Here is an 18483-nt window from a genome sequence, read left to right on the forward strand (position 1 = left end):
GAGCAGGTGGGACGAGAGGGTGTCGCGACGAGACGAACGGTGAGGGCAATGGCGGGCGGAACAGGGATCGGGCGCCGGCTGACGGTACAGGGATGGTTCTTCCTCGCACTGTCGCTCATGGTGCTGCTGGTGGTGATCGGCAGCGCGATCGGCGCGAACCTGCTGAGCCGGACGGCCGCCGTCACCGACGACCTGCTCCAGCGCGTACAGCCCGCCCAGACCGAGGCGTACCGGCTCCAGGCCGCCCTGGTCAACCAGGAGACCGGCATCCGCGGCTACGCGATCGCCGCCGACAAACAGTTCCTCGCCCCGTACACCAGCGGCAAACAGGACGAGGCCCGCTCGGCGGCCAGGCTCCGCGAACAGCTCCGCGACCGGCCCCGACTGCTCGCCGATCTACGGGCGGTGGAGCGCGGGGCGGCCGACTGGCGGCGGACCTACGCCGAACCCCTGGCCGCCGCCGTCACCCCCGGCCGGCCGCACGCCGTCGACCAGACCACCCTCGACAGCGGCAAGCGCCAGTTCGACCGGCTGCGCGCCCTCTGGGCGACCCAGAACACCGAACTCGCGCGGGCGGTGAAGCAGGGCCGGGCCCACCTCGCCCACCAGCGGACGGTGCGCGACACCGTGCTGAGCGGCATGGTCGCCGCCTTCCTGCTCACCGGCGTCGCCCTCGCCGTACTCGTACGACTGCTGGTGACCCGGCCCCTGGAGGCGCTCAGCACGGCGTCGGAACGGGTCGCCGCGGGCGACTTCGGGCACCGCATCACCGGGGACGGGCCCGCCGACCTCACCGCGGTGGCCGGAGCCGTCGAGGGCATGCGCAGACGGATCGTCGCCGAACTCGACGCCTCCCACGAGAAGGAGGAGGAACTCGGCCGCCAGGCCGATGAGTTGGACGCCCAGGCCGTCGAACTGCGCCGGTCCAACGCCGAGTTGGAACAGTTCGCCTATGTCGCCTCGCACGATCTGCAGGAGCCGCTGCGCAAGGTCGCCTCGTTCTGTCAGCTGCTGGAGAAGCGGTACGGCGACCAACTGGACGAACGCGGGTTGCAGTACATCGACTTCGCCGTCGACGGCGCCAAACGCATGCAGGTGCTCATCAACGACCTGCTCACCTTCTCCCGCGTCGGGCGACTCGACGACACCCGGGAGCAGGTCGGTCTCGACCAGGCGCTGGACAAGGCACTGCGGAACCTCGCGGCGGCCGTCGAGGAGTCGGAGGCCCGGATCGACCGGCCCGAGACACTGCCCGAGACCGTCGGCGACCCGACGCTGCTGACCATGCTCTGGCAGAACCTCGTGGGCAACGCCCTCAAGTTCCGCCACCCGGGCCGCGCCCCGCACGTGTCCGTCACCTGCGAGACCGACCCCGAGACCCCCGGCATGTGGCGCCTGAGCGTCACCGACAACGGCATCGGCATCCCCGAGGAGTTCACCGACAAGGTCTTCGTCATCTTCCAGCGACTGCACAGCCGCGACGCCTACGGCGGCACCGGCATCGGACTCGCCCTGTGCAAGAAGATCGTCGAACACCACGGCGGCCGCATCTGGATCGACAGCACGGTCGGCGAGGGCACCCGCCTCTGCTTCACGCTCCCGTTCGCAGCGGAAGCCACCTCTACGGACACCACCACGGACACCTCCACCGACGACCAGAAGGCCCTGACATGACCCTCCCCGACGCGACCCCCATAGACGTCCTCCTCGTCGAGGACGATCCGGGCGACGAACTGATGACCCGCGAAGCCTTCGAGGACAACAAGATCGGCAACACCCTCCATGTCGTCCGGGACGGCGAGGAGGCCCTCGACTTCCTCTACCGGCGCGGCGCGCACACCGGCGCCCCGCAGCCCGACCTCATCCTGCTCGACCTCAACCTGCCGAAGTACGACGGCCGTCAGGTCCTGGAGAAGATCAAGTCCGACCCGGAACTGGCACACATCCCCGTCGTCGTCCTGACCACCTCGTCGGCCGAGGAGGACATCCTCCGCAGCTACAAACTGCATGCCAACGCCTATGTCACCAAGCCGGTCGACCTGGACCAGTTCATCGCCGCGGTCCGGCAGATCGACGACTTCTTCGTGCAGGTGGTCCGCCTGCCCCATCGCTCCGGATGATCACGGCGCCGCGGGACCGCGTCCGCGCCAGTCCAGGCACACCACCAGGGCGTCGTCGTCGGGGGTCGGTGTGCCGCGGTGGCCGGTCAGTTCGCGCAGCACGGCCCGGGGCACGTCGGCCGCGGGCAGCAGCCTCGTGTGCTGGACCGCCCGCGCCAGCGCCGCGTCCCCGTACGCCTCACCCCTGGGCGAGGCCACGGCGTACACCCCGTCACTGACGAAGAGGATCCTGTCGCCGGGCTCGATTTGGAAGTCCTGCTCGATGTAGTCGGTCTCCTCGAACATGCCCAGCGGCAACTGCGCGTCGAACGCGATCCGTTCCACCACCCCGTCGCGCAGCCGCAGTGTCTGCGGAGACCCGGCGTCCACCACCCGCGTTCGCCCGGTGGTGAGTTCGAAGTCGAACATCAACACGGACATATGGCTACGGCCCCGGTAGTGGGCGTACACCGCCTGGTCCGCGAGGGCCGCCTGGTCGGCGAGGGGGATGCCCGCCCGGCGCGCGTTGCGCAGGGCGTTGACCGTCAGGTTCGTCAGCAGCGAGGCCTCGATGCCCTCGCCCATGCCGTTCGAGACGTAGAGCGTGAGCCGGTCGGCCGTGGCGGACCAGTCGAAGTTGTCGCCATGGATCGCGTAGGCCGGCTCCAGTTGGGCGCCGAGGTCGAACTCGGGGCGGGAGCACGAGCGGCCGGGCAGCAACTGCCACTGCATCTCCGCCGCCAGCGTGAGCCGGTCCTTGCGCCTGGCCCGCAGATACAGGTCGGTGTCGCGCTCGGCCACCAGCACCTCGTGGCCCAACACCTCGGCCAGCTCGGTCAGTTCGGGAAGACACCCGCGTACGTGGTCGCCGCCGGGGAGCGTCACCGAGAGCACGCCGAGGCGGTCTCCGCGCACACTGATCGGAAGGTGGGCACACACGCTGCCGTCCCCGAAGTTCCCCTCCACGAAAGGCTCTTGGGCGCCGAACGCGCGGCCCGCGGGGGTGTTGTGCACGGAGACGGGCGGCAGGGTGTGCGGCAGTTCGGTGACGCGCTGCAACACGGTCAGGCCGTAGTCGGCCACGAGCAGCTCCACGGAGTCCGCCGCGTACCACCGGACCAGTTCCCGCCCGACCACGTCGGGCAGTTCGTGGGGAGCCGCGGTACGCAGCGCCCGCTCGACAGTCATGAGTCTGTTCACGTTCGTGGATATGCCAATCTCTCCCTCGGAGAACGGGTAGGGCGTGCCTAGTAGGCTGGTACCCGTCCCTGTGCCTGCGAGAGTGTGATCGTGACCTCCATCCACCCCCGCCCCGAACCCGCCGAGGTGGCGCGGGTCACCGCCACGGCCGCGGAACTGCTGGAAGTGCTGTGGGGACGCGCCTCGACCGCGCCGGCGTCCGCCTCGCAGCTGCGGGTCCTGTTCATCCTGGAACACCACGAGGGCATCAACCTGCGCACCCTCGCCGACCACCTGGCTTCGACCCCGCCGTCGACGAGTCGGCTCTGCGACCGGTTGCAGGCCGCCGGGTTCGTCGACCGCGAGGTGAGTCCCACGGACCGGCGTGAGGTGCGGCTGTACCTCAGCGATCCGGGGCGGGCCTTTCTGGCGGACCTGCGGACCCGCCGCGAGGAGGCGTTGGGCGCGGTGCTGGCACAGATGCCGGCCGCCGGGCGCGACGCGCTGCTCACCGGCCTGGAGGCGTTCTGCGCGGTGGCGTCCGCGCAGCTCCACGACCACGACGAGTCCGCCGACAGACGCACCGCCTGACCGGGCCGCTCACGAGCACCCATGTCACGCTCCGCGACGGTGAAGTGATCAGCCGCGGGCGAAGGCGAGGAGGTCCGCGTTGAACCGCTCGGCGAACTCGGGCACCAACGCCAGGCCGTGCGGAGCGCCCGGGTAGATCTTGTAGGTCGCGTCCTTGACGAGTTTCGAGGACTTGTCGGCGGAGGCCACGATCGGAACGATCTGGTCGTCGTCGCCGTGCACGATCAATGTGGGTACGTCGATCTTCTTGAGGTCCTCGGTGAGATCGGTCTCGGAGAACGCCTTGACACAGTCGTAGGCGCCCTTGATTCCCACGGTCATGCTCCAGAGCCAGAACTCGTCACGAGTTCCCTGGGTGACGGTCGAGTTGTCGCGGTTGGCGCCGAAGAACGGGGCGCTGAGATCCTTATAGAACTGCGAACGGTCCGTTTCCACCCCCGCGCGGATCTCGTCGAAGACCTCGATCGGCAGCCCTTCGGGATTCGCGTCCGTCCTGAGCATCAGCGGCGGGATCGCGCCGAGCAGAACGGCCTTGGCGACCCGGCCCGACCCGTGCCGGCCGATGTAGCGGGTGACCTCCCCGCCGCCCGTCGAGTGGCCGACGAGAATCACGTCGCGCAGGTCGAGGGCCTCGATGACCGCTGCCAGGTCGTCGGCGTACGTGTCGAGGTCGTTGCCGTCCCAGGGCTGATCGGAACGTCCGCCCCCGCGCCGGTCGTGGGCCACGGCACGGAAGCCGTTGTCCGCCATCAGCTTCAGCTGGGGATCCCACGCGTCGGCCGTCAGCGGCCACCCGTGGGAGAACACGACGGGCTGCCCCGACCCCCAGTCCTTGTAGAAGATCCGCGTGCCGTCCGTACTGGTGGCGAAAGGCATGGTGTTTTCCTCCCGAAATGCTCGAACTGTGCGAGTACGTCATACGGGGAGTCGACGGAATGGGTCGGCGGCGAGAGACGACCGGAATGAACACGTCGACCACAACACTCTAGGCGAGGCGAGGCACTTCCGCGTGTCGGGCGAATTCCTCGGCCACTTCCACCGTAACCCCGGGGGCGGGCGAAAAACGTCGGACCGTGGTTCGATCTTCGGCGCCCGTGCGCCGACTACCGTTTCGGCCATGCCTGAACAGATCGCGCGGAACGTCGGCCCGTCCGGAATCGAGATCGCCTACGAACGTTTCGGTGACCCCGCCGCACCGCCGGTCCTGCTGATCATGGGAGCCGGTGCACAGTTGATCAACTGGCCGGAGGGCTTCTGCCGGGCGCTGGTGGACCGGGGCTCGCACGTGATCCGGTTCGACACCCGGGACTCCGGCCGGTCGACCCACTTCACCGACGCGCCCGTCCCGGACTTCGCGGCGGCCCTGGCCGGTGACCTCTCGACGGCCGCCTACACGCTCTCCGACCTGGCGGCCGACACTGTCGGCCTGCTGGACGTGCTCGGCCTCGACGCCGTACACCTCGTCGGCTCCTCGATGGGCGGCATGATCGCCCAGATGATCGCGATCGAGCACCCGGAGCGGGTCCGCTCGCTCACCTCGATGATGTCCACGACCGGTGAACCCGGCGTGGGGGAGGCCGACTTCTCCGTGTTCGCCGAACTGGGCGCACCACCGCGGGACCGGGAGGCGTTCGTCGCATGGCAGGTGCGCGCTCTGCGACTCGCCGCGTCCCCCGGCTTCGCGTTCGACGCACAGGCGGCGGCCGACCGCGCCGGACGCGTCTTCGACCGGGGCTACGACCCCCTCGGCATCCAGCGGCAGGGCCTCGCGGTGGTGGCGACGGGCGACCGCACCGAACGGCTGCGCTCCCTGCGGGTGCCCACGCTGGTGGTGCACGGCGCCGCCGACATCGTGTGCGACGTCAGCGGCGCCCACGCCACGGCCGCCGCCGTACCGGATGCCGAACTGCTGATCCTCGACGGGATGGGCCACCACCTCCCGCAGGAACTCTGGCCCCGACTCGCCGCCCGCATCGGCGAGTTCCTCCAGCGCCCGGCGCCGGAATTCCGTTGGACAACTCGGCGGCCGGGCACGACTGTTGGCGGAATGCAGCAGGAGAATCTCTGGGACGCCGACACCGCCCGGCGCTACGACACCCCCGACACCGGCATGTTCGCGCCCGAGACGCTGGGGCCGACCGTGGACCGACTCGCCCAACTCGCCGGAGACGGCGCGGCACTTGAGTTCGCCGTCGGGACCGGCCGGGTCGCCGTGCCGCTCGCCGAACGCGGAGTCCCCGTCACCGGCATCGAGTTGTCACGGCCGATGGTGGAGCGACTGCGGACCAAGGCGGACGAGGCGACGATCCCGGTGACCGTCGGCGACATGGCGACCACGGTCGTCCCCGGCGAGTACAGCCTGGTCTATCTCGTCTACAACACCATCTCGAACCTGCTCACCCAGGCCGCGCAGGTCGAGTGCTTCCGCAACGCCGCCCGCCATCTCGTACCGGGCGGCCGGTTCGTGATCGAGCTCTGGGTACCCGAGTTGCGCAAGCTGCCGCCGGGCCAGCACGCCACCGTCTGGCTGACCGACCCCGACTACATCGGTCTGGACACCTACGACGTCCTCGACCAGCAGGTCGTGTCGCACCACTTCCGGTTCGACGGGACCGGACAGGCGCGCGTCGACCTCAGCCCGCACCGCTACATCTGGCCGGCCGAACTCGACCTCATGGCCCAGTTGGCGGGCTTTGAACTGGAGACGAGACACGCGGACTGGAACGGGGCGGAGTTCACCGCCGAGTCGACTTCTCATGTCTCCGTCTACCGCCTCCCGGACAAGCCCTGAGCCCTCCGAGTCCCGGCCACGCCCTGACCACCCCGACTCACGTCCGGTGCGGGCCGCCGTCGGTGAGACCCGTGTCGGGGCCGTCCGTCAGCGCGATGCGCGCGGTGATGCGCTTGCCCACCGGCTCGCGCCGCGCCTCGAAGCCGCGCGCGACCGCCCGCACGATCTCCAGGCCGTGCTGGCCCACCCGTTGGGCGTCGGCGGCGCGGGCGACCGGCAGCACCGGGTCGGAGTCCCACACCTCCACCTCGACCAGGGCACCGACGATCCGCAGATCCATCAACACCGGGCCGGGCGCGTACTTACGGGCGTTGGTGACCAGTTCGCTGACCACCAACTGCGTGAGATCCATGGCGCGGGCCGACACCGGCAACCCGTACTCGGCCCGTGCCCGGGTGAGGAACATCGCGGCCAGCCGCCGGGCCTCGGCGATGCACGAGCCGTCCCCGTCCAGTGCCACGGTGGACCGTAGGGGCCAGGTCCGTGCCCTGGCCTGCGGCGCTGTGTCGTCGTCCTCCGAAGAGTCTGGTTCCATCCGGATCGTTTCACCGCCTTCCGCGTGCCCCGCGCATACCCCGTGAGACACCACCCACTCCGTCGACTTCCATCGGCTCCACCGCACGCGGGCATCAACCGTACGATGCGGGGCAGCACTTCGGATGAACGTCCTGATCCGTAGCGCTCACCCACTCGTGTATGAGGACAGATGGTGGACACCGAACAAGCGGGGCAGCCGGGGCAGTTGTCGGTCAGGACCGACGTCGTCGACGGCATCGTGGTCGTGGCCGCGGCCGGGGAGATCGACCAGCAGACGGCCGGCTCGCTGAAGGAGGCGCTGGACCTGCCGGACGGGGTCGCCCCGCACGTCGTCCTCGACCTGCGCCAGGTCACCTTCATGGATTCCAGCGGCATCAACGTTCTCCTCGCCGTCCACCACAAGCTGGCCCGCGCGGACGGCTGGCTGCGACTGGCCGAGACCGCTCCTTCCGTGCTGCGCATCATCCAGCTCGTCGGCATCGACGGAGTCATCGACTGCTACCCGACGGTCCAACAGGCCCTCACGGACTGACAGTTGGGGTGGCGAAATCCGCTGTCCCGTCGGCGGAGCGCGGTGATAGACATTCGGCGTGACGAAGACTCTCGAATTCGCGGACCTGCTGCGGCTGATCGACGAACGGTCGACGGCGTTCCGGGCCGCGGTCGCCGCCGCGCCCAGCCTCGACGCACAGGTGCCGACCTGCCCCGAGTGGACCCTGTTCGACCTGGTGCACCATCTCGGCACCGTGCACCGCCGCTGGGCCGCCGTCGTCGCCGCCGGTCCCGCCGACAGCCGGGCGACCCCCGCCGCCTCGGAAGCACCCCGGGAGCGCGAGGCCCTGCTCGCCTGGTCGGCCGAGTCCACGCGGCAACTCCTGGGTGCACTGCGGGAGTTCGGCCCGGATCGCGGCTGCTGGACCTGGTGGGCCGACTCGCAGTCCCCGGAGACCTCCGGTGCCGTCGCCCGGCACCAGGTCCAGGAGGCCACGGTGCACACCTACGACGCCCAGCTCACCGTCGGCGACCCGCGGCCGCTGCCCGAGGAGGCGGCGGTGGACGGTGTCGAGGAGTTCGTGTTCACCTGCAACGCGACGACGAGCCCCTGGCCGCACGACCCGGCCACCGTCGACTACCACGCCACCGAGGGCCGGTCCTGGCGCCTCGAACTCTCCGCCGCCGGCGCGACGGCCACGCCCATCCCCGCGTCCGCGCCGATCCCCGCCGACACCGCCTACGCCTCCGCCCGGGCCACGGCCGGAGAACTGGTTCTCTTCCTGTACGGCCGTACCTACGTCGAACCCCTGAAGATCGACGGCGAGCAACGACTCTTCGACCAGCTCATCGCCTGGGACCCGGAGGCATAGAGTGCTCCCGGAGGTGGTCAAGTGGCCGACGAATCACGGGAGTTGAGTCAGACCCCGGAGTCCACGACCGTGGTGGTGATCGGCGCGGGACCGGCAGGTATGACCGTCGCGAACCTGCTGCGGCAGAGCGGCGTCGACTGTGTCGTGCTGGAACGCCGGAGCCGTGAGTACGTGGCGCAGCGCCAGCGGGCCGGCATCGTCGAGACCCGCGCCGTGCGCATGTTCGACTCCTGGGGGCTGGCCGACCGCGTGCTGGGCGGGGTCCCGCACGAGGGCATCCTGGAGCTCCGGGTCGACGGCGAACCCCATCTGGTGTCGGACTACGACGGCTCCGAAGGACCGACCGCCCGGCTCTGCCCCCAGCAGATGCTGGTCCAGAAACTCACCGCCGAGTACCTCGCGAACGGCGGCGACCTGCGCTTCGAGGCCACCGACGTCTCCCTGCACGGCCTGACCGGCGACCACCCGACCGTCCGCTACCGCACCCCGGACGGCGAACTCCGCACCCTCACCTGCGACTTCGTCGCGGGCTGCGACGGCGACCACGGCATCAGCCGCACCTCCGTCCCCGACGGGGCCCTCACGCCGTACGCCTTCGATCACGGGATCGGCTGGCTGACGGTCCTGGCCGACGCCCCGCCCCCGGCCCACCCGCTGCTGGCCGTCAGCCCGCAGGGCTTCGCCGCGCACTTCCCGCGCGGCCCGTACACCAGCCGCTACTACCTCCAGTGCCCGCCCGACGACCACCCCGACGCCTGGCCCGACGACCGCGTCTGGGACGCCCTGCGCACCCGGCTCGGCGACCCGGCCCTCGTCTCCGGCCCGATCACCGACCGCGAGACCTTCCGGCTCCGCAGCCTGGTCCACGACCCGATGCAGTACGGCCGCCTGTACCTCGTCGGCGACGCGGCGCACATCGTCTCGCCCATGGGCGGCAAAGGCATGAACCTCGCGCTCTACGACGCCGACCTCTTCGCCAGGGCCGTACGCGACTTCGTCCACGACCACGACGACACGGGTCTGCGCACCTACTCGGCGCGTTGTCTGCGCCGCGTCTGGAGCGATCAGGAGTTCTCCCACTGGATGACCGGCATGCTCCACGACGCCGGCGACGCCACCGACTCCGGGCCCTTCCGGCGCGGCCTGGCCCGTGCCCGGCTCGACCGGCTCTTCACGGCCCCCGGCGCGGCCCGCGCCTTCTCCGAACTCATGACAGGACTGGAGTTCGGGGAGGGCGCGGGGCCGCCGCGTTGAGGTCAGCTGCGGCGCAGCTGCCGTACGAAGAACCGCACCGCGCTGTCCGCCTCGAACCTGGGCAGCTCCATGTGGGCGCCCGAGTTGACGTGCAGTGACTTCTCCTTCGAGGCGAAGGCGTCGAACAGCGCGAGACCGGACGGGCGCGGAATGTGCTCGTCGTCCCACTGGAGGGCGAACTCGATCGGAACGGTGATGCGCCGGGCCGCCTCGGCGAGGGCGTCGTCGTACCAGAAGAGGCCGAACACCGCGGCGGTGATGCGGGGTTCGGCCGCCGTCAGCGGGATGCCGATGGCGGTGCCCATGGTCAGGCCGTAGTAGCCGACGGGTCCTTCGGTGCCGATCTCCGGCAGCTCCTGGAGGGCGTCCAGGGTGGCCAGCCACTCCGGTACGGCGCGCTCCGCGAGGTGGGCGTTGTACCGGACGACGATCTCGCCGACCGGTTCGCCGGCCGCCATCGCCTGCTGCATCGTGGCGATCTCCCGCTCGTCGTGCGCCGTGCGGGGGCGGCCGCCGTGGCCGGGTGCGTCGATGACGGCGACGTGGAAACCACCGTGTGCCACGAGGAGTTGGGCGCGGCCCGTCATGGCGGGGGACTTCCGGTGGTTGCCGCCGCCGTGGCCCATCAGGATCAAGGGCGCGCGGTCGGCGCCGGATTCGGGCGACCAGAGGGCGCCGGTGATCTCGCCCATGGTGAAGTCGTGCTGGACGACACCGTCGGACGTGGTCTCGGCGGTGAAGTGGAAGTGCGTTGAGTTCATGGGGTGTTGCCTTTCGGGAGTGCCTTGTCGTGCGGCGCTCCCGGCGACCTCTAGGTCGCTGGCCCAACCGTGGAGAAGAGGGGGAGCACCCACCTGGATACTGCGTTCATGGGTCTCACCTCCTCGCGTGCGTTCACGGCCTACGGAAAGTTAGCAGCCCCCTAGTCCGCGCGGCCAACGCATTATGGCGAGCCACTGCCGCATGCACGTACATCTAATGTTCTTGACATCTTCCGGGACCGGCGACGAAGGTTGAGGCGATCGCTCCCGGACGGGTGGAGGCCCCATGCGCGCACGTGACACGGCACCTCACGGTGCCGTCCCGGGCGCGCGGCTGATCATCCGGCGGCACGTCGACTACTGCCGTACCGCCTCCGCCGTCTGTCCTTCCGTACGCCCCTGACCCACGTCGGCCCCACGGGCCGTCCGTCTCGACGCGTTCTCGGAAGGAACCCCCATGTCCGGCTCCGCCCTGCGGCTCGCCCTCGAAATCGACGGCGACGGCGCCCATCCCGTCGCCTGGCGCCGCGCCGCCCACTCGCCCGACCACCTGCTGAGCCCGCGCCGGGTGGCCCGTGTCGCCGCCGACGCGGAGAACGCCGGGTTCACCCTGCTCACCCTGGACGACGGCGCGCTCCCGCCCGGCACCGGCCCGGACGTGGTCGGCCGGATCGGCGCGGTGGAGCGGGCCGCGTTCATCGCCGCGTCGACCAGTGTCGTCGGGGTCGCGCCCGTCGTGCCGCTCACCTACGCCGAACCGTTCCATGTCTCCAGCCAGTTGGCGTCCCTGGACCACATCTCGGCCGGGCGCGCCGGATGGGTGGTGAGCGAGGAGACGCGGCCCGAGGCGGCCTCCGTGTGGGGGCGCCCGCTCGTCGACGGGGCCGCGGCCCGCGCCCGCGAGTCGCGTGACGGCGTCGAGGTCGTCCGCGCTCTGTGGGACTCCTGGGAGGACGACGCGGTCATCCGCTCCGTCGCCACCAGCCGCTACCTCGACCGCGAGCGGCTGCACTACGTCGACTTCACCGGTGACACCTATACGGTCAAGGGCCCGGCGATCGTGCCGCGCCCGCCGCAGGGCCAACTCGTCGTCCTGGGCCGCCCCGACCGCGTGCCCGCCGGGCAGCTCGACGTCGCCCTCGTCGAGGGCCGTGATCTCCTGGAAGTCACCTCGGGCGCGGCCACCGCCGGAACGCCCCTCGCCTTCGCTGAGATCGAGGTCGCCCTCGACACCGCCCACGCCACCGCCGAGGAACGCGTCGCCGACCTCGAACGCCACGCGCCCTGGCCCGACCGGGGACGCCTGCGCCACATCGGCTCGGCCGCCGGACTCGCCCTGCTGCTGGGCGAGTTGAGGGGAGTGGTGGACGGAGTACGGCTGCATCCGCTGGTGTTGGACGAGGACCTCCCGGAACTCTCCCGGCTCGTCCTGCCCCACCTCTTCGAACGACGGCACGCCCAACGGCCCCTGCCCGCCGCGACGTTGCGCACTCACCTGGGCCTCGACCGGCCCGCGAACCGGTACGCCGCCGCGGCCGTCCAGGAGGAAGCCCGATGACCCGCACCGACCCCCTCGACGTGCCCCGCCCGGACGCCCGACTCCATCTCGGCGTCTTCTTCCAGGGCGTCAACCACTGGACCGTCTGGTCGGACCCGGCCAGCGGCTCCCAGATCGACCCCGCCAGTTTCCGGCGCGTCGCCCGGACCGCCGAACGCGGCCTGTTCGACGCGTTCTTCCTGGGGGAGGGGCTACGGCTGCGCGAGGTCGACGGACAGATCCACGACCTCGACGTCGCAGGACGGCCCGACGCCATCACCCAACTCGCCGCGCTGGCCGCCGTGACCGACCGCATCGGCCTGGTCAGCACCTCCAACACCACCTTCAACGAACCCGCCGACCTCGCCCGCCGCCTCTCCGGCCTCGACCTGCTCTCCGAGGGCCGCGCCGGCTGGAACGTGGTGACCACCGACAACGCCTGGACCGGCGCCAACTTCCGCCGCGGCGGCTACCTCGACCACGCCGACCGCTACCGGCGCGCCGAGGAGTTCCTCACCGTCGCCCGCGCCCTCTGGGACGGCTGGACGGACGCGCCCGTCTCCGGCTCGGCCGCCGCACCGAGTTGGGCGACACCCGACGCCGTACGCCAAGTCCGCCACCAGGGACCGCAGTTCGACGTCGACCTCGCACCCACCCTGCCGCGCAGCGCCCAGGGACACCCCGTGATCTTCCAAGCGGGGGACTCCGGCGAGGGCCGCGACTTCGCCGCCCGCAACGCCGACGTCATCTTCTCCGCGCACGGCAACGACTTCGACGACGCGCTCGCCTTCGCCGACGACCTACGGGCCCGACTGCGGGCCGCCGGCCGGCCCGAGGACGACCTGCGCATCCTCCCGGGCACCGAGATCATCATCGGCGCCACCGAGGAGGAGGCCCTGGAGAAGAAGCGCTGGATCCGCCTCCAACAGGTCACCCCGGCAACGGCGTTGGGCATCGCGGGACTGCTGTGGGGCATCGACCTCTCCGGCCGCGACGCCGACGGGCCGCTGCCCAAGGAGGACCCGGTCGTCGCCGAGAACGACGGCTCCTTCGGCGCACGGCGCATCGCCGACCCTCGCCAAGTTGTCGCCGAATGGCGGGAGAAGGCCGACGCGAACCGCTGGTCGCTGCGCGAGACCGTCATCGCGCTCGGCCCCCAGCGCGGCCATGTCGGCACCCCGGAGGGACTGGCCGACAAGTTCGCCCACTACGTCCGGCACGGCGCCGTCGACGGCTTCAACGTCACGCCGTACCTGATCCCCGACGGCCTCGACGACATCGTCGACCTGCTCGTCCCCGCACTCCAGGAACGCGGCGTCTACCGCACCGAGTACACCGGCACGACCCTGCGCGAACACCTCGGTCTGCGCGCACCGCTCACGCACCGCGGGCAGGCGGGCTGACCCACGGCGGCGGTGGCCATCGTCCCCCTGTGCACGGTGGCCACCGCAGCGGTCTGTCAGCGGTCCAGCAGACGCAGCCCCAGGGGCGTCGCCGAGTGCCGTACGAACTGGCCGTCCCGGTGACTGGTGACCAGACCTCCGTCGCGCAGCACAGCGAGCTGGTAACTGGCGCTGGGCAACGCGATGTTGGCCGCCGAGGCCACCTCGGACGTCGTCCGCGGACCATGACCGGCAAGATGCGCCAGTACGACCGTCCGGGTCCGGCCGAGCAGTCGCTCCAGCCCGTCCCCGCTCTCCCGGACGATCTCCAGGGGCTGTTTGGCGACCGGGTAGACGAGCACCGGCCCGAGCGTGGGGTCCGCGAGCGCGGTGGGCCTGCGCCAGCAGAAGTAGGACGGGACGAGCAACAGGCCCCGCCCCTCCAAATACAGTTCGCGTTCGACGGGAAAGTCCACCTCCAGCACGGGATCGCGCCAACGGGCGTGCGGGCGCAGGCTGTTGAGGAGGGCGGAGGTGCCCCCGTCGAGGAGCGCGCGTGAGCGCAGTTCGACATCATCGACGACGGCGGCCCGGACACGGGGCCAGTACGGATCGAGCAGTGTCCCGCAGGACACTTCCAGCGCTCGCGTCAACGCCCCCAGGGGCTTGGTCCCCGGTCGGTCGAGGGTGGAGACCCACGACGGCAGCGGGCGGGTCTCGGCGAGCCGGGACAGCTCACGGGTCAACCGGGCGCGGGAGGTGGCCCGTACCTCGTCGAGCCCACCGGCCAGACCACCGGCCGTGACGGACGGCGTGAGGAAGTCGGGGATGTAACCCACCGGAGGAATCAGCGTCCGTAATGGCAGCAGGGCCCGTCCGGCCCGAGGGTCCCTGGCTAACTCGTCGTGCACCGAACGGCGCCAGTGCCCGAATTCGAGCGCCCCGTGCCGGTTGTCCAACCGGCAGACACCACATACGAGTTCCCACAGTGCCTGGGGTTGGCGGGTGACCCGGACGCTCTGCAGGTCCCGCGAGGTGAAGTGAATCCGGAGCATACGGCCCTCATTCCCGCGCGAGGTCAGTGCGCGTGATCGGTGCACGTGGAGGGTGGGGGGGTCAGGGCCGCACAAAAGCGCGCCCCTCATGGTGACGACAAAGAGGCGCGCTTGGTTGTCAGCTTCGTGTCAGACTCCGCCCCGCTCCCGTGGAATCTTCTGCCCCGCTTCGACGGCGACCGGCAGGCGGTTCTCCGCGGGCGGCAGGGGGCAGGTGGCCAGGTCGGTATAGGCGCAGGGGAGGTTGGCCGCGCGGTTGAAGTCCAGGACGACCGTGCCGTCGCCGGCGGGCGCGGCGAGCGCGAGGGCCCGGTTCGCGGCGTAGGTGGTCACTCCGGAGGTGGCGTCCGTGAAGAGAACGAGCAGCGAGCCAGGACCGCGTCCGGGGAACGCGGTCAGGGCCAGCGGATGTCCGTCCAGTTCGAAATCGACCCGGCCCGGGGCGTCGTACACGTGCTCCAGTCCCTCGACCGCGGCGCCCACGGTCGTCGGCCGCGGCGACTCGAAGGCCGTGTACCGTCCCCGCACCACCCAGCGCGGATCGGGCGCGTAGGCGGGGGTACCGGCGAAGGCGGTGCGCAGCGGCGCGTCCGGGTGCCGGGGCCGGACGATGTCGTGCCCGCCGCGCCTGGCCACCTCGATCACGGCGTCACCCCACACCGCGTCGACACCGCCCCGCTCGGGCAGCACGCCGAACCGGTGCTCACCGCGCACGGGCGTGCCGCCCACGACGAGTTCCTCACCGTCGTCGAGGGTTACGGCGACTCCCTCGGCGTCGGTCCACCAGGCACCCGGCGCGTCCGGGAACCGCTGCGGCCGCTCGTCGAGCCAGTGCAGTCCGGTGATCGCCAGGAATCCGTGCGGGGCGGCGAGCCGTTCCTCCTGACCGCGATACCACTCCAGCCATTCCTGGGCGAAGGCCCGCAGATCCGTCGTGGTGACGTCAACGGTCATGATCACTCCTTCGTCGCACGAGGCAAGGCCTCGAAACGGGGTCCTACCAGTGCCAACCCCGGCCGCCAGGCGGGGGATTCCGGCCCGTGTGTGACAGCTTCGTGTCGGGATGGAGCACGACCCGGTCGGTCAGTGGGCGCCGTCAGTGGCGAAGTCGGGGAGTTCGGTGGACAGCAGTTGTTCGGCGCCGCGGTCGAGGAGTCGTTGCATCTCGGTGGAGCGGGGCAGCAGGGTCTTCTCGTAGGCGTGGAGGGCTTCGTCGACGGTGTCGTGGTGCGCGAGGGCGAGGGCCAGTTCGCAGGCGTCGAGCATGGCGAGGTTGACGCCGACGCCGAGCGGGGGCATGAGGTGGGCGGCGTCGCCGAGCAGGGTGACGGTGGGGTTGTGGTCCCAGGTGTGCGGGACGGGCAGGGCGTTGATGGGGCGGTCGACGTAAGGGCCGTCGTTGTCGCCGATCAGGCGGCGCAGGGCCGGTGACCAGTCGCGGTACCGCTCCAGGAGCAGTGCGCGGATGCCGTCGGTGTCCTGGACGGTCAGGTCGCTCGCGGTGATCCAGTCGGCGGGGACGCGCTGGATGACGTAGACGCGGATGTGGTCGGCGCTGCTGCGCTGGGCGAACAGGGCGCGGTCGCCGTCGGCCGCGGCTGCGCTGCCCCGGCCGACGAGTTCGGCGATGTGGGGGTGCCGGTTCTCGACGTCGTGGAACCAGGCTTCGAGAAAGCTGACACCGGTGTACTCGGGGACGGCGGGGGAGAGGGCTCGGCGGACCTTGGACCAGGCGCCGTCCGCGCCGATGACGAGGTCGGCCTCGACGGTGGTGCCGTCGGTGAAGCGCAGCCGCCGGGGGCCGTCGTCGGGGCCGTCGACGGACTGGAGGGTGTGACCCCAGCGCACTGTTCCGGGCTGAAGGGAACCGAGGAGCAGATCGCGGAGTTGGCCGCGGTCGATCTCCGGTTTGAATCGGTCGCCCTCTTCGGGGATGTGGTGGAAGAGGAGCGTGCCCCGCGGGTTCAGCTGGCGCATTTCCTGCCCCTCGGGGCGGGCGAGCCGGAAGAACTCCTCCAGCAGTCCGGCCGCGCGCAGGGCGATCTGGCCGTTGTCCTCGTGCAGATCGAGGGTGCCGCCCTGGTCGCGGATGCCGGGACCCGACTCGTGGTCGTGGACGGTGGCGGTGATGCCGTGCAGTTGGAGGATGCGGGCGCAGGTCAGGCCGCCGGGACCGGCGCCGATGATCGCGATACGGGGGGTGGGGATGGTGTTCATGGTGGTGCTCCGTTCGGGGCGTGCGGGGGCGGGGGGTGGTCAGCCGGCCGAGGTGGCGGGGGCGGCCGTGGTGCCGTCGGTCGCGGGCCCGTCGGCCTTCTTCAGCGGGACCTCGACGACGAGGAGTGCGGCGACGAAGGCGAGGGCGGAGAGGATCGCGCCGGTCAGGAAGATGTGGCTGGTGCCGTCGACGACCGCGTGGAGATAGGTGTCGCGGGCGCCCGCGGGCAGCGCTCGCAGGGCGTTCACGTCCGTGGCGGTACCGCCGGTGCCCGCCAGGTGGGACCCGATGGCCCGGGTGAACAGCGAGCCGAACACGGCGACACCGAGGGAGCCGCCGAGGGTGCGGAAGAGGTTGACCGAACTCATCGCGGCACCCATGTCGCGCATCGAGACGCTGTTCTGCGCGATGGTGCCGGACATCTGAAGGGTGAAGCCCAGGCCGGTACCGACGAGCGCCATGTAGAGGCCGGTCAGCAGGCGTGACGTACCGGCGTCCATGCCGGCGAGCAGGCCCAGGCCGACCGTGAGGAACGCGATCCCCAGGACGGGGAAGATCTTGTACCTTCCGGTCGCGGACATGATCTTGCCCGCGAGGGTGGACGCGATCACGACCGGGATCATCATGGGCACCATCAGCAGCCCGGAGTCGGTGGCCGAGGCGCCCTGCACGGTCTGCTGGAAGAGCGGCAGGTACAGGCCCGCACCGAACATGACCACACCGGCGACCAGGATCATGCCCATCGCGAGCGGGTAGTTGCGGTGGCCGGTGAACACGGACAGGGGCAGCAGCGGCTCGTCGACGCGCTTCTCCACCCGGACGAACAGCGCCAGCCCCACGATCGCGGCGGCCCCCAGCGAGAGGATCTGCCAGGAGCCCCACGCGTACGTGCTCCCCGCCCAGGTGGCGGCCAGCACGATCGCGGTGATGGCGAGGGTCAGCAGGGTGATGCCCGCCCAGTCGATGGTCGCCCGGACGCGCTCGGCCGGGGTGTGCAGCTTCAGCCAGAGCCACACCAGGGCGACCACGCCGAGCGGCAGGTTGATGTAGAAGGCCCAACGCCAGTCGAAATGGCCGGTGATGAACCCGCCGAGCAGGGGGCCACCGATGGTGCCGATCGCCATGACGGAGGCGGTCATCCCCTGGTACCTGCCCCGCTCACGGGGTGGCACGAGCGCACCGATCAGTGCGAACGCGCCCGCGCCTATCCCGCCGGCGCCGACTCCCTGCACGACACGGAAGGCGATCAACTCGCCCATGGACTGGGCCGCTCCGCACAGCGCGGACCCGGCGATGAACACGGCGATCGACGCCAGATACATGGGCTTGCGCCCGAACAGATCACCGGACTTGCCCCAGATCGGGGTGGTGACGGCCGTGACGAGCGTGTAGGCGGTGACGACCCAGGAGATGTGCTCCAGGCCGCCGAGGTCGGAGACGATCGTGGGCATCGCCGTACTGACGACCATGTTGTCGAGCATGGACAGCAGCATCGCGAGCATCACGCCGAGCAGGACCCAGCGCACGTTCTTCGGGACGGCCTGTTCGGTGGCGGGAGGGGACGCAGTCGTGGGCATGGCTGGTCGCTCCTTTCGGATGGGCGGGAGAAGGGAGGTGGCCGGGCGATGCCTCGCGGCCACGGCTCCAGAAAAGCACACCGACCCAATAAGTGCAACGACTCAACTTTTGAAGTCGGTCAATCGTGAGGGGTAGGA

At 70.7% G+C, this 18483-nt stretch carries 17 protein-coding genes and 1 pseudogene; 10 read left to right on the forward strand and 8 right to left on the reverse strand.

Annotation, left to right across the window (positions count from 1 at the left end; translation table 11 throughout):
• The first annotated feature begins 48 nt into the window (after positions 1 to 48).
• Positions 49 to 1674, forward strand: a complete 1626-nt coding sequence (locus tag ACWIHT_RS35140; protein WP_456172368.1) for a sensor histidine kinase — start codon at positions 49 to 51, stop codon at positions 1672 to 1674.
• Entirely contained in the window at positions 1671 to 2120 is a 450-nt protein-coding gene (locus ACWIHT_RS35145) for a response regulator (protein ID WP_456172369.1), read from the forward strand. Before ACWIHT_RS35140 ends, ACWIHT_RS35145 begins: the two co-directional genes overlap by 4 nt.
• Here ACWIHT_RS35145 and ACWIHT_RS35150 read toward each other — a convergent pair whose 3' ends face one another.
• On the reverse strand, positions 2121 to 3287 hold the full coding sequence (locus tag ACWIHT_RS35150; RefSeq protein ID WP_456172370.1) for a PP2C family protein-serine/threonine phosphatase: 1167 nt from the start codon (positions 3285 to 3287) through the stop codon (positions 2121 to 2123).
• Positions 3288 to 3383: 96 nt separating this feature from the next.
• Here ACWIHT_RS35150 and ACWIHT_RS35155 point away from each other — a divergent pair, with 96 nt between their 5' ends.
• The gene (locus ACWIHT_RS35155) at positions 3384 to 3869 is read left to right on the forward strand and encodes a MarR family transcriptional regulator (RefSeq protein WP_456172371.1); all 486 of its coding nucleotides are present in this window, start codon (positions 3384 to 3386) and stop codon (positions 3867 to 3869) included.
• Positions 3870 to 3917: 48 nt separating this feature from the next.
• Here ACWIHT_RS35155 and ACWIHT_RS35160 read toward each other — a convergent pair whose 3' ends face one another.
• Complete coding sequence (locus ACWIHT_RS35160; protein WP_456172372.1) at positions 3918 to 4745, reverse strand: alpha/beta fold hydrolase; 828 nt, start codon at positions 4743 to 4745, stop codon at positions 3918 to 3920.
• A gap of 241 nt (positions 4746 to 4986) precedes the next feature.
• Between ACWIHT_RS35160 and ACWIHT_RS35165 the strand changes: the two are divergent.
• Together ACWIHT_RS35165 and ACWIHT_RS35170 are read left to right on the forward strand one after the other, a co-directional pair.
• Positions 4987 to 5796, forward strand: a pseudogene (locus ACWIHT_RS35165) (alpha/beta fold hydrolase); the annotation flags it as partial.
• Positions 5797 to 5916: 120 nt separating this feature from the next.
• Positions 5917 to 6660: a class I SAM-dependent DNA methyltransferase gene (locus ACWIHT_RS35170; protein WP_456172484.1), complete on the forward strand. Its 744-nt coding sequence runs from the start codon at positions 5917 to 5919 to the stop codon at positions 6658 to 6660.
• Positions 6661 to 6697: 37 nt separating this feature from the next.
• Here the strand turns inward: ACWIHT_RS35170 and ACWIHT_RS35175 are convergent, their stop codons facing one another.
• Positions 6698 to 7195, reverse strand: a complete 498-nt coding sequence (locus tag ACWIHT_RS35175; RefSeq protein WP_456172373.1) for an ATP-binding protein — start codon at positions 7193 to 7195, stop codon at positions 6698 to 6700.
• A gap of 171 nt (positions 7196 to 7366) precedes the next feature.
• Here ACWIHT_RS35175 and ACWIHT_RS35180 point away from each other — a divergent pair, with 171 nt between their 5' ends.
• Genes ACWIHT_RS35180 through ACWIHT_RS35190 form a run of 3 tightly spaced genes read left to right on the forward strand, consistent with a single transcriptional unit; the run spans position 7367 to position 9815 of the window.
• Positions 7367 to 7729, forward strand: coding sequence for an STAS domain-containing protein (locus ACWIHT_RS35180; RefSeq protein WP_456172374.1), 363 nt, complete (start codon positions 7367 to 7369; stop codon positions 7727 to 7729).
• A gap of 58 nt (positions 7730 to 7787) precedes the next feature.
• Positions 7788 to 8561, forward strand: a complete 774-nt coding sequence (locus tag ACWIHT_RS35185) for a maleylpyruvate isomerase family mycothiol-dependent enzyme (RefSeq protein WP_456172375.1) — start codon at positions 7788 to 7790, stop codon at positions 8559 to 8561.
• 21 nt (positions 8562 to 8582) lie between these two features.
• Entirely contained in the window at positions 8583 to 9815 is a 1233-nt protein-coding gene (locus ACWIHT_RS35190) for a 4-hydroxybenzoate 3-monooxygenase (protein WP_456172376.1), read from the forward strand.
• A 2-nt stretch (positions 9816 to 9817) separates the two neighbouring features.
• Here ACWIHT_RS35190 and ACWIHT_RS35195 read toward each other — a convergent pair whose 3' ends face one another.
• Positions 9818 to 10576, reverse strand: coding sequence for an alpha/beta hydrolase (locus tag ACWIHT_RS35195; RefSeq protein WP_456172377.1), 759 nt, complete (start codon positions 10574 to 10576; stop codon positions 9818 to 9820).
• Between the two features lie 457 nt (positions 10577 to 11033).
• Here ACWIHT_RS35195 and ACWIHT_RS35200 point away from each other — a divergent pair, with 457 nt between their 5' ends.
• Positions 11034 to 12134, forward strand: a complete 1101-nt coding sequence (locus ACWIHT_RS35200) for an LLM class flavin-dependent oxidoreductase (protein ID WP_456172378.1) — start codon at positions 11034 to 11036, stop codon at positions 12132 to 12134.
• Positions 12131 to 13516 (forward strand): NtaA/DmoA family FMN-dependent monooxygenase, encoded by a 1386-nt coding sequence (locus ACWIHT_RS35205; RefSeq protein WP_456172379.1) that lies wholly within the window; start codon positions 12131 to 12133, stop codon positions 13514 to 13516. Before ACWIHT_RS35200 ends, ACWIHT_RS35205 begins: the two co-directional genes overlap by 4 nt.
• Before the next feature lie 56 nt (positions 13517 to 13572).
• Here ACWIHT_RS35205 and ACWIHT_RS35210 read toward each other — a convergent pair whose 3' ends face one another.
• The 4 genes from ACWIHT_RS35210 to ACWIHT_RS35225 form a co-directional block, all read right to left on the reverse strand.
• Positions 13573 to 14550: a helix-turn-helix domain-containing protein gene (locus ACWIHT_RS35210; RefSeq protein ID WP_456172380.1), complete on the reverse strand. Its 978-nt coding sequence runs from the start codon at positions 14548 to 14550 to the stop codon at positions 13573 to 13575.
• 129 nt (positions 14551 to 14679) lie between these two features.
• The gene (locus ACWIHT_RS35215; RefSeq protein WP_456172381.1) at positions 14680 to 15504 is read right to left on the reverse strand and encodes a DUF1684 domain-containing protein; all 825 of its coding nucleotides are present in this window, start codon (positions 15502 to 15504) and stop codon (positions 14680 to 14682) included.
• A 129-nt stretch (positions 15505 to 15633) separates the two neighbouring features.
• Complete coding sequence (locus ACWIHT_RS35220) at positions 15634 to 16767, reverse strand: FAD-dependent oxidoreductase (RefSeq protein WP_456172382.1); 1134 nt, start codon at positions 16765 to 16767, stop codon at positions 15634 to 15636.
• 39 nt (positions 16768 to 16806) lie between these two features.
• The gene (locus tag ACWIHT_RS35225) at positions 16807 to 18345 is read right to left on the reverse strand and encodes an MDR family MFS transporter (protein WP_456172383.1); all 1539 of its coding nucleotides are present in this window, start codon (positions 18343 to 18345) and stop codon (positions 16807 to 16809) included.
• Positions 18346 to 18483 lie beyond the last annotated feature (138 nt).

The organism is Streptomyces sp. NPDC002276, assembly GCF_053891435.1.

What these genes read in the sequence shown, in the direction of transcription:
- ACWIHT_RS35140 (WP_456172368.1), top strand. Translation starts at nt 49, where the DNA reads ATGGCGGGCGGAACAGGGATCGGGCGCCGGCTGACGGTACAGGGATGG.
- ACWIHT_RS35145 (WP_456172369.1), top strand. Translation starts at nt 1,671, where the DNA reads ATGACCCTCCCCGACGCGACCCCCATAGACGTCCTCCTCGTCGAGGAC.
- ACWIHT_RS35150 (WP_456172370.1), bottom strand. Translation starts at nt 3,287, where the DNA reads ATGACTGTCGAGCGGGCGCTGCGTACCGCGGCTCCCCACGAACTGCCC.
- ACWIHT_RS35160 (WP_456172372.1), bottom strand. Translation starts at nt 4,745, where the DNA reads ATGCCTTTCGCCACCAGTACGGACGGCACGCGGATCTTCTACAAGGAC.
- ACWIHT_RS35170 (WP_456172484.1), top strand. Translation starts at nt 5,917, where the DNA reads ATGCAGCAGGAGAATCTCTGGGACGCCGACACCGCCCGGCGCTACGAC.
- ACWIHT_RS35175 (WP_456172373.1), bottom strand. Translation starts at nt 7,195, where the DNA reads ATGGAACCAGACTCTTCGGAGGACGACGACACAGCGCCGCAGGCCAGG.
- ACWIHT_RS35180 (WP_456172374.1), top strand. Translation starts at nt 7,367, where the DNA reads ATGGTGGACACCGAACAAGCGGGGCAGCCGGGGCAGTTGTCGGTCAGG.
- ACWIHT_RS35195 (WP_456172377.1), bottom strand. Translation starts at nt 10,576, where the DNA reads ATGAACTCAACGCACTTCCACTTCACCGCCGAGACCACGTCCGACGGT.
- ACWIHT_RS35200 (WP_456172378.1), top strand. Translation starts at nt 11,034, where the DNA reads ATGTCCGGCTCCGCCCTGCGGCTCGCCCTCGAAATCGACGGCGACGGC.
- ACWIHT_RS35205 (WP_456172379.1), top strand. Translation starts at nt 12,131, where the DNA reads ATGACCCGCACCGACCCCCTCGACGTGCCCCGCCCGGACGCCCGACTC.
- ACWIHT_RS35210 (WP_456172380.1), bottom strand. Translation starts at nt 14,550, where the DNA reads ATGCTCCGGATTCACTTCACCTCGCGGGACCTGCAGAGCGTCCGGGTC.
- ACWIHT_RS35215 (WP_456172381.1), bottom strand. Translation starts at nt 15,504, where the DNA reads ATGACCGTTGACGTCACCACGACGGATCTGCGGGCCTTCGCCCAGGAA.
- ACWIHT_RS35220 (WP_456172382.1), bottom strand. Translation starts at nt 16,767, where the DNA reads ATGAACACCATCCCCACCCCCCGTATCGCGATCATCGGCGCCGGTCCC.
- ACWIHT_RS35225 (WP_456172383.1), bottom strand. Translation starts at nt 18,345, where the DNA reads ATGCCCACGACTGCGTCCCCTCCCGCCACCGAACAGGCCGTCCCGAAG.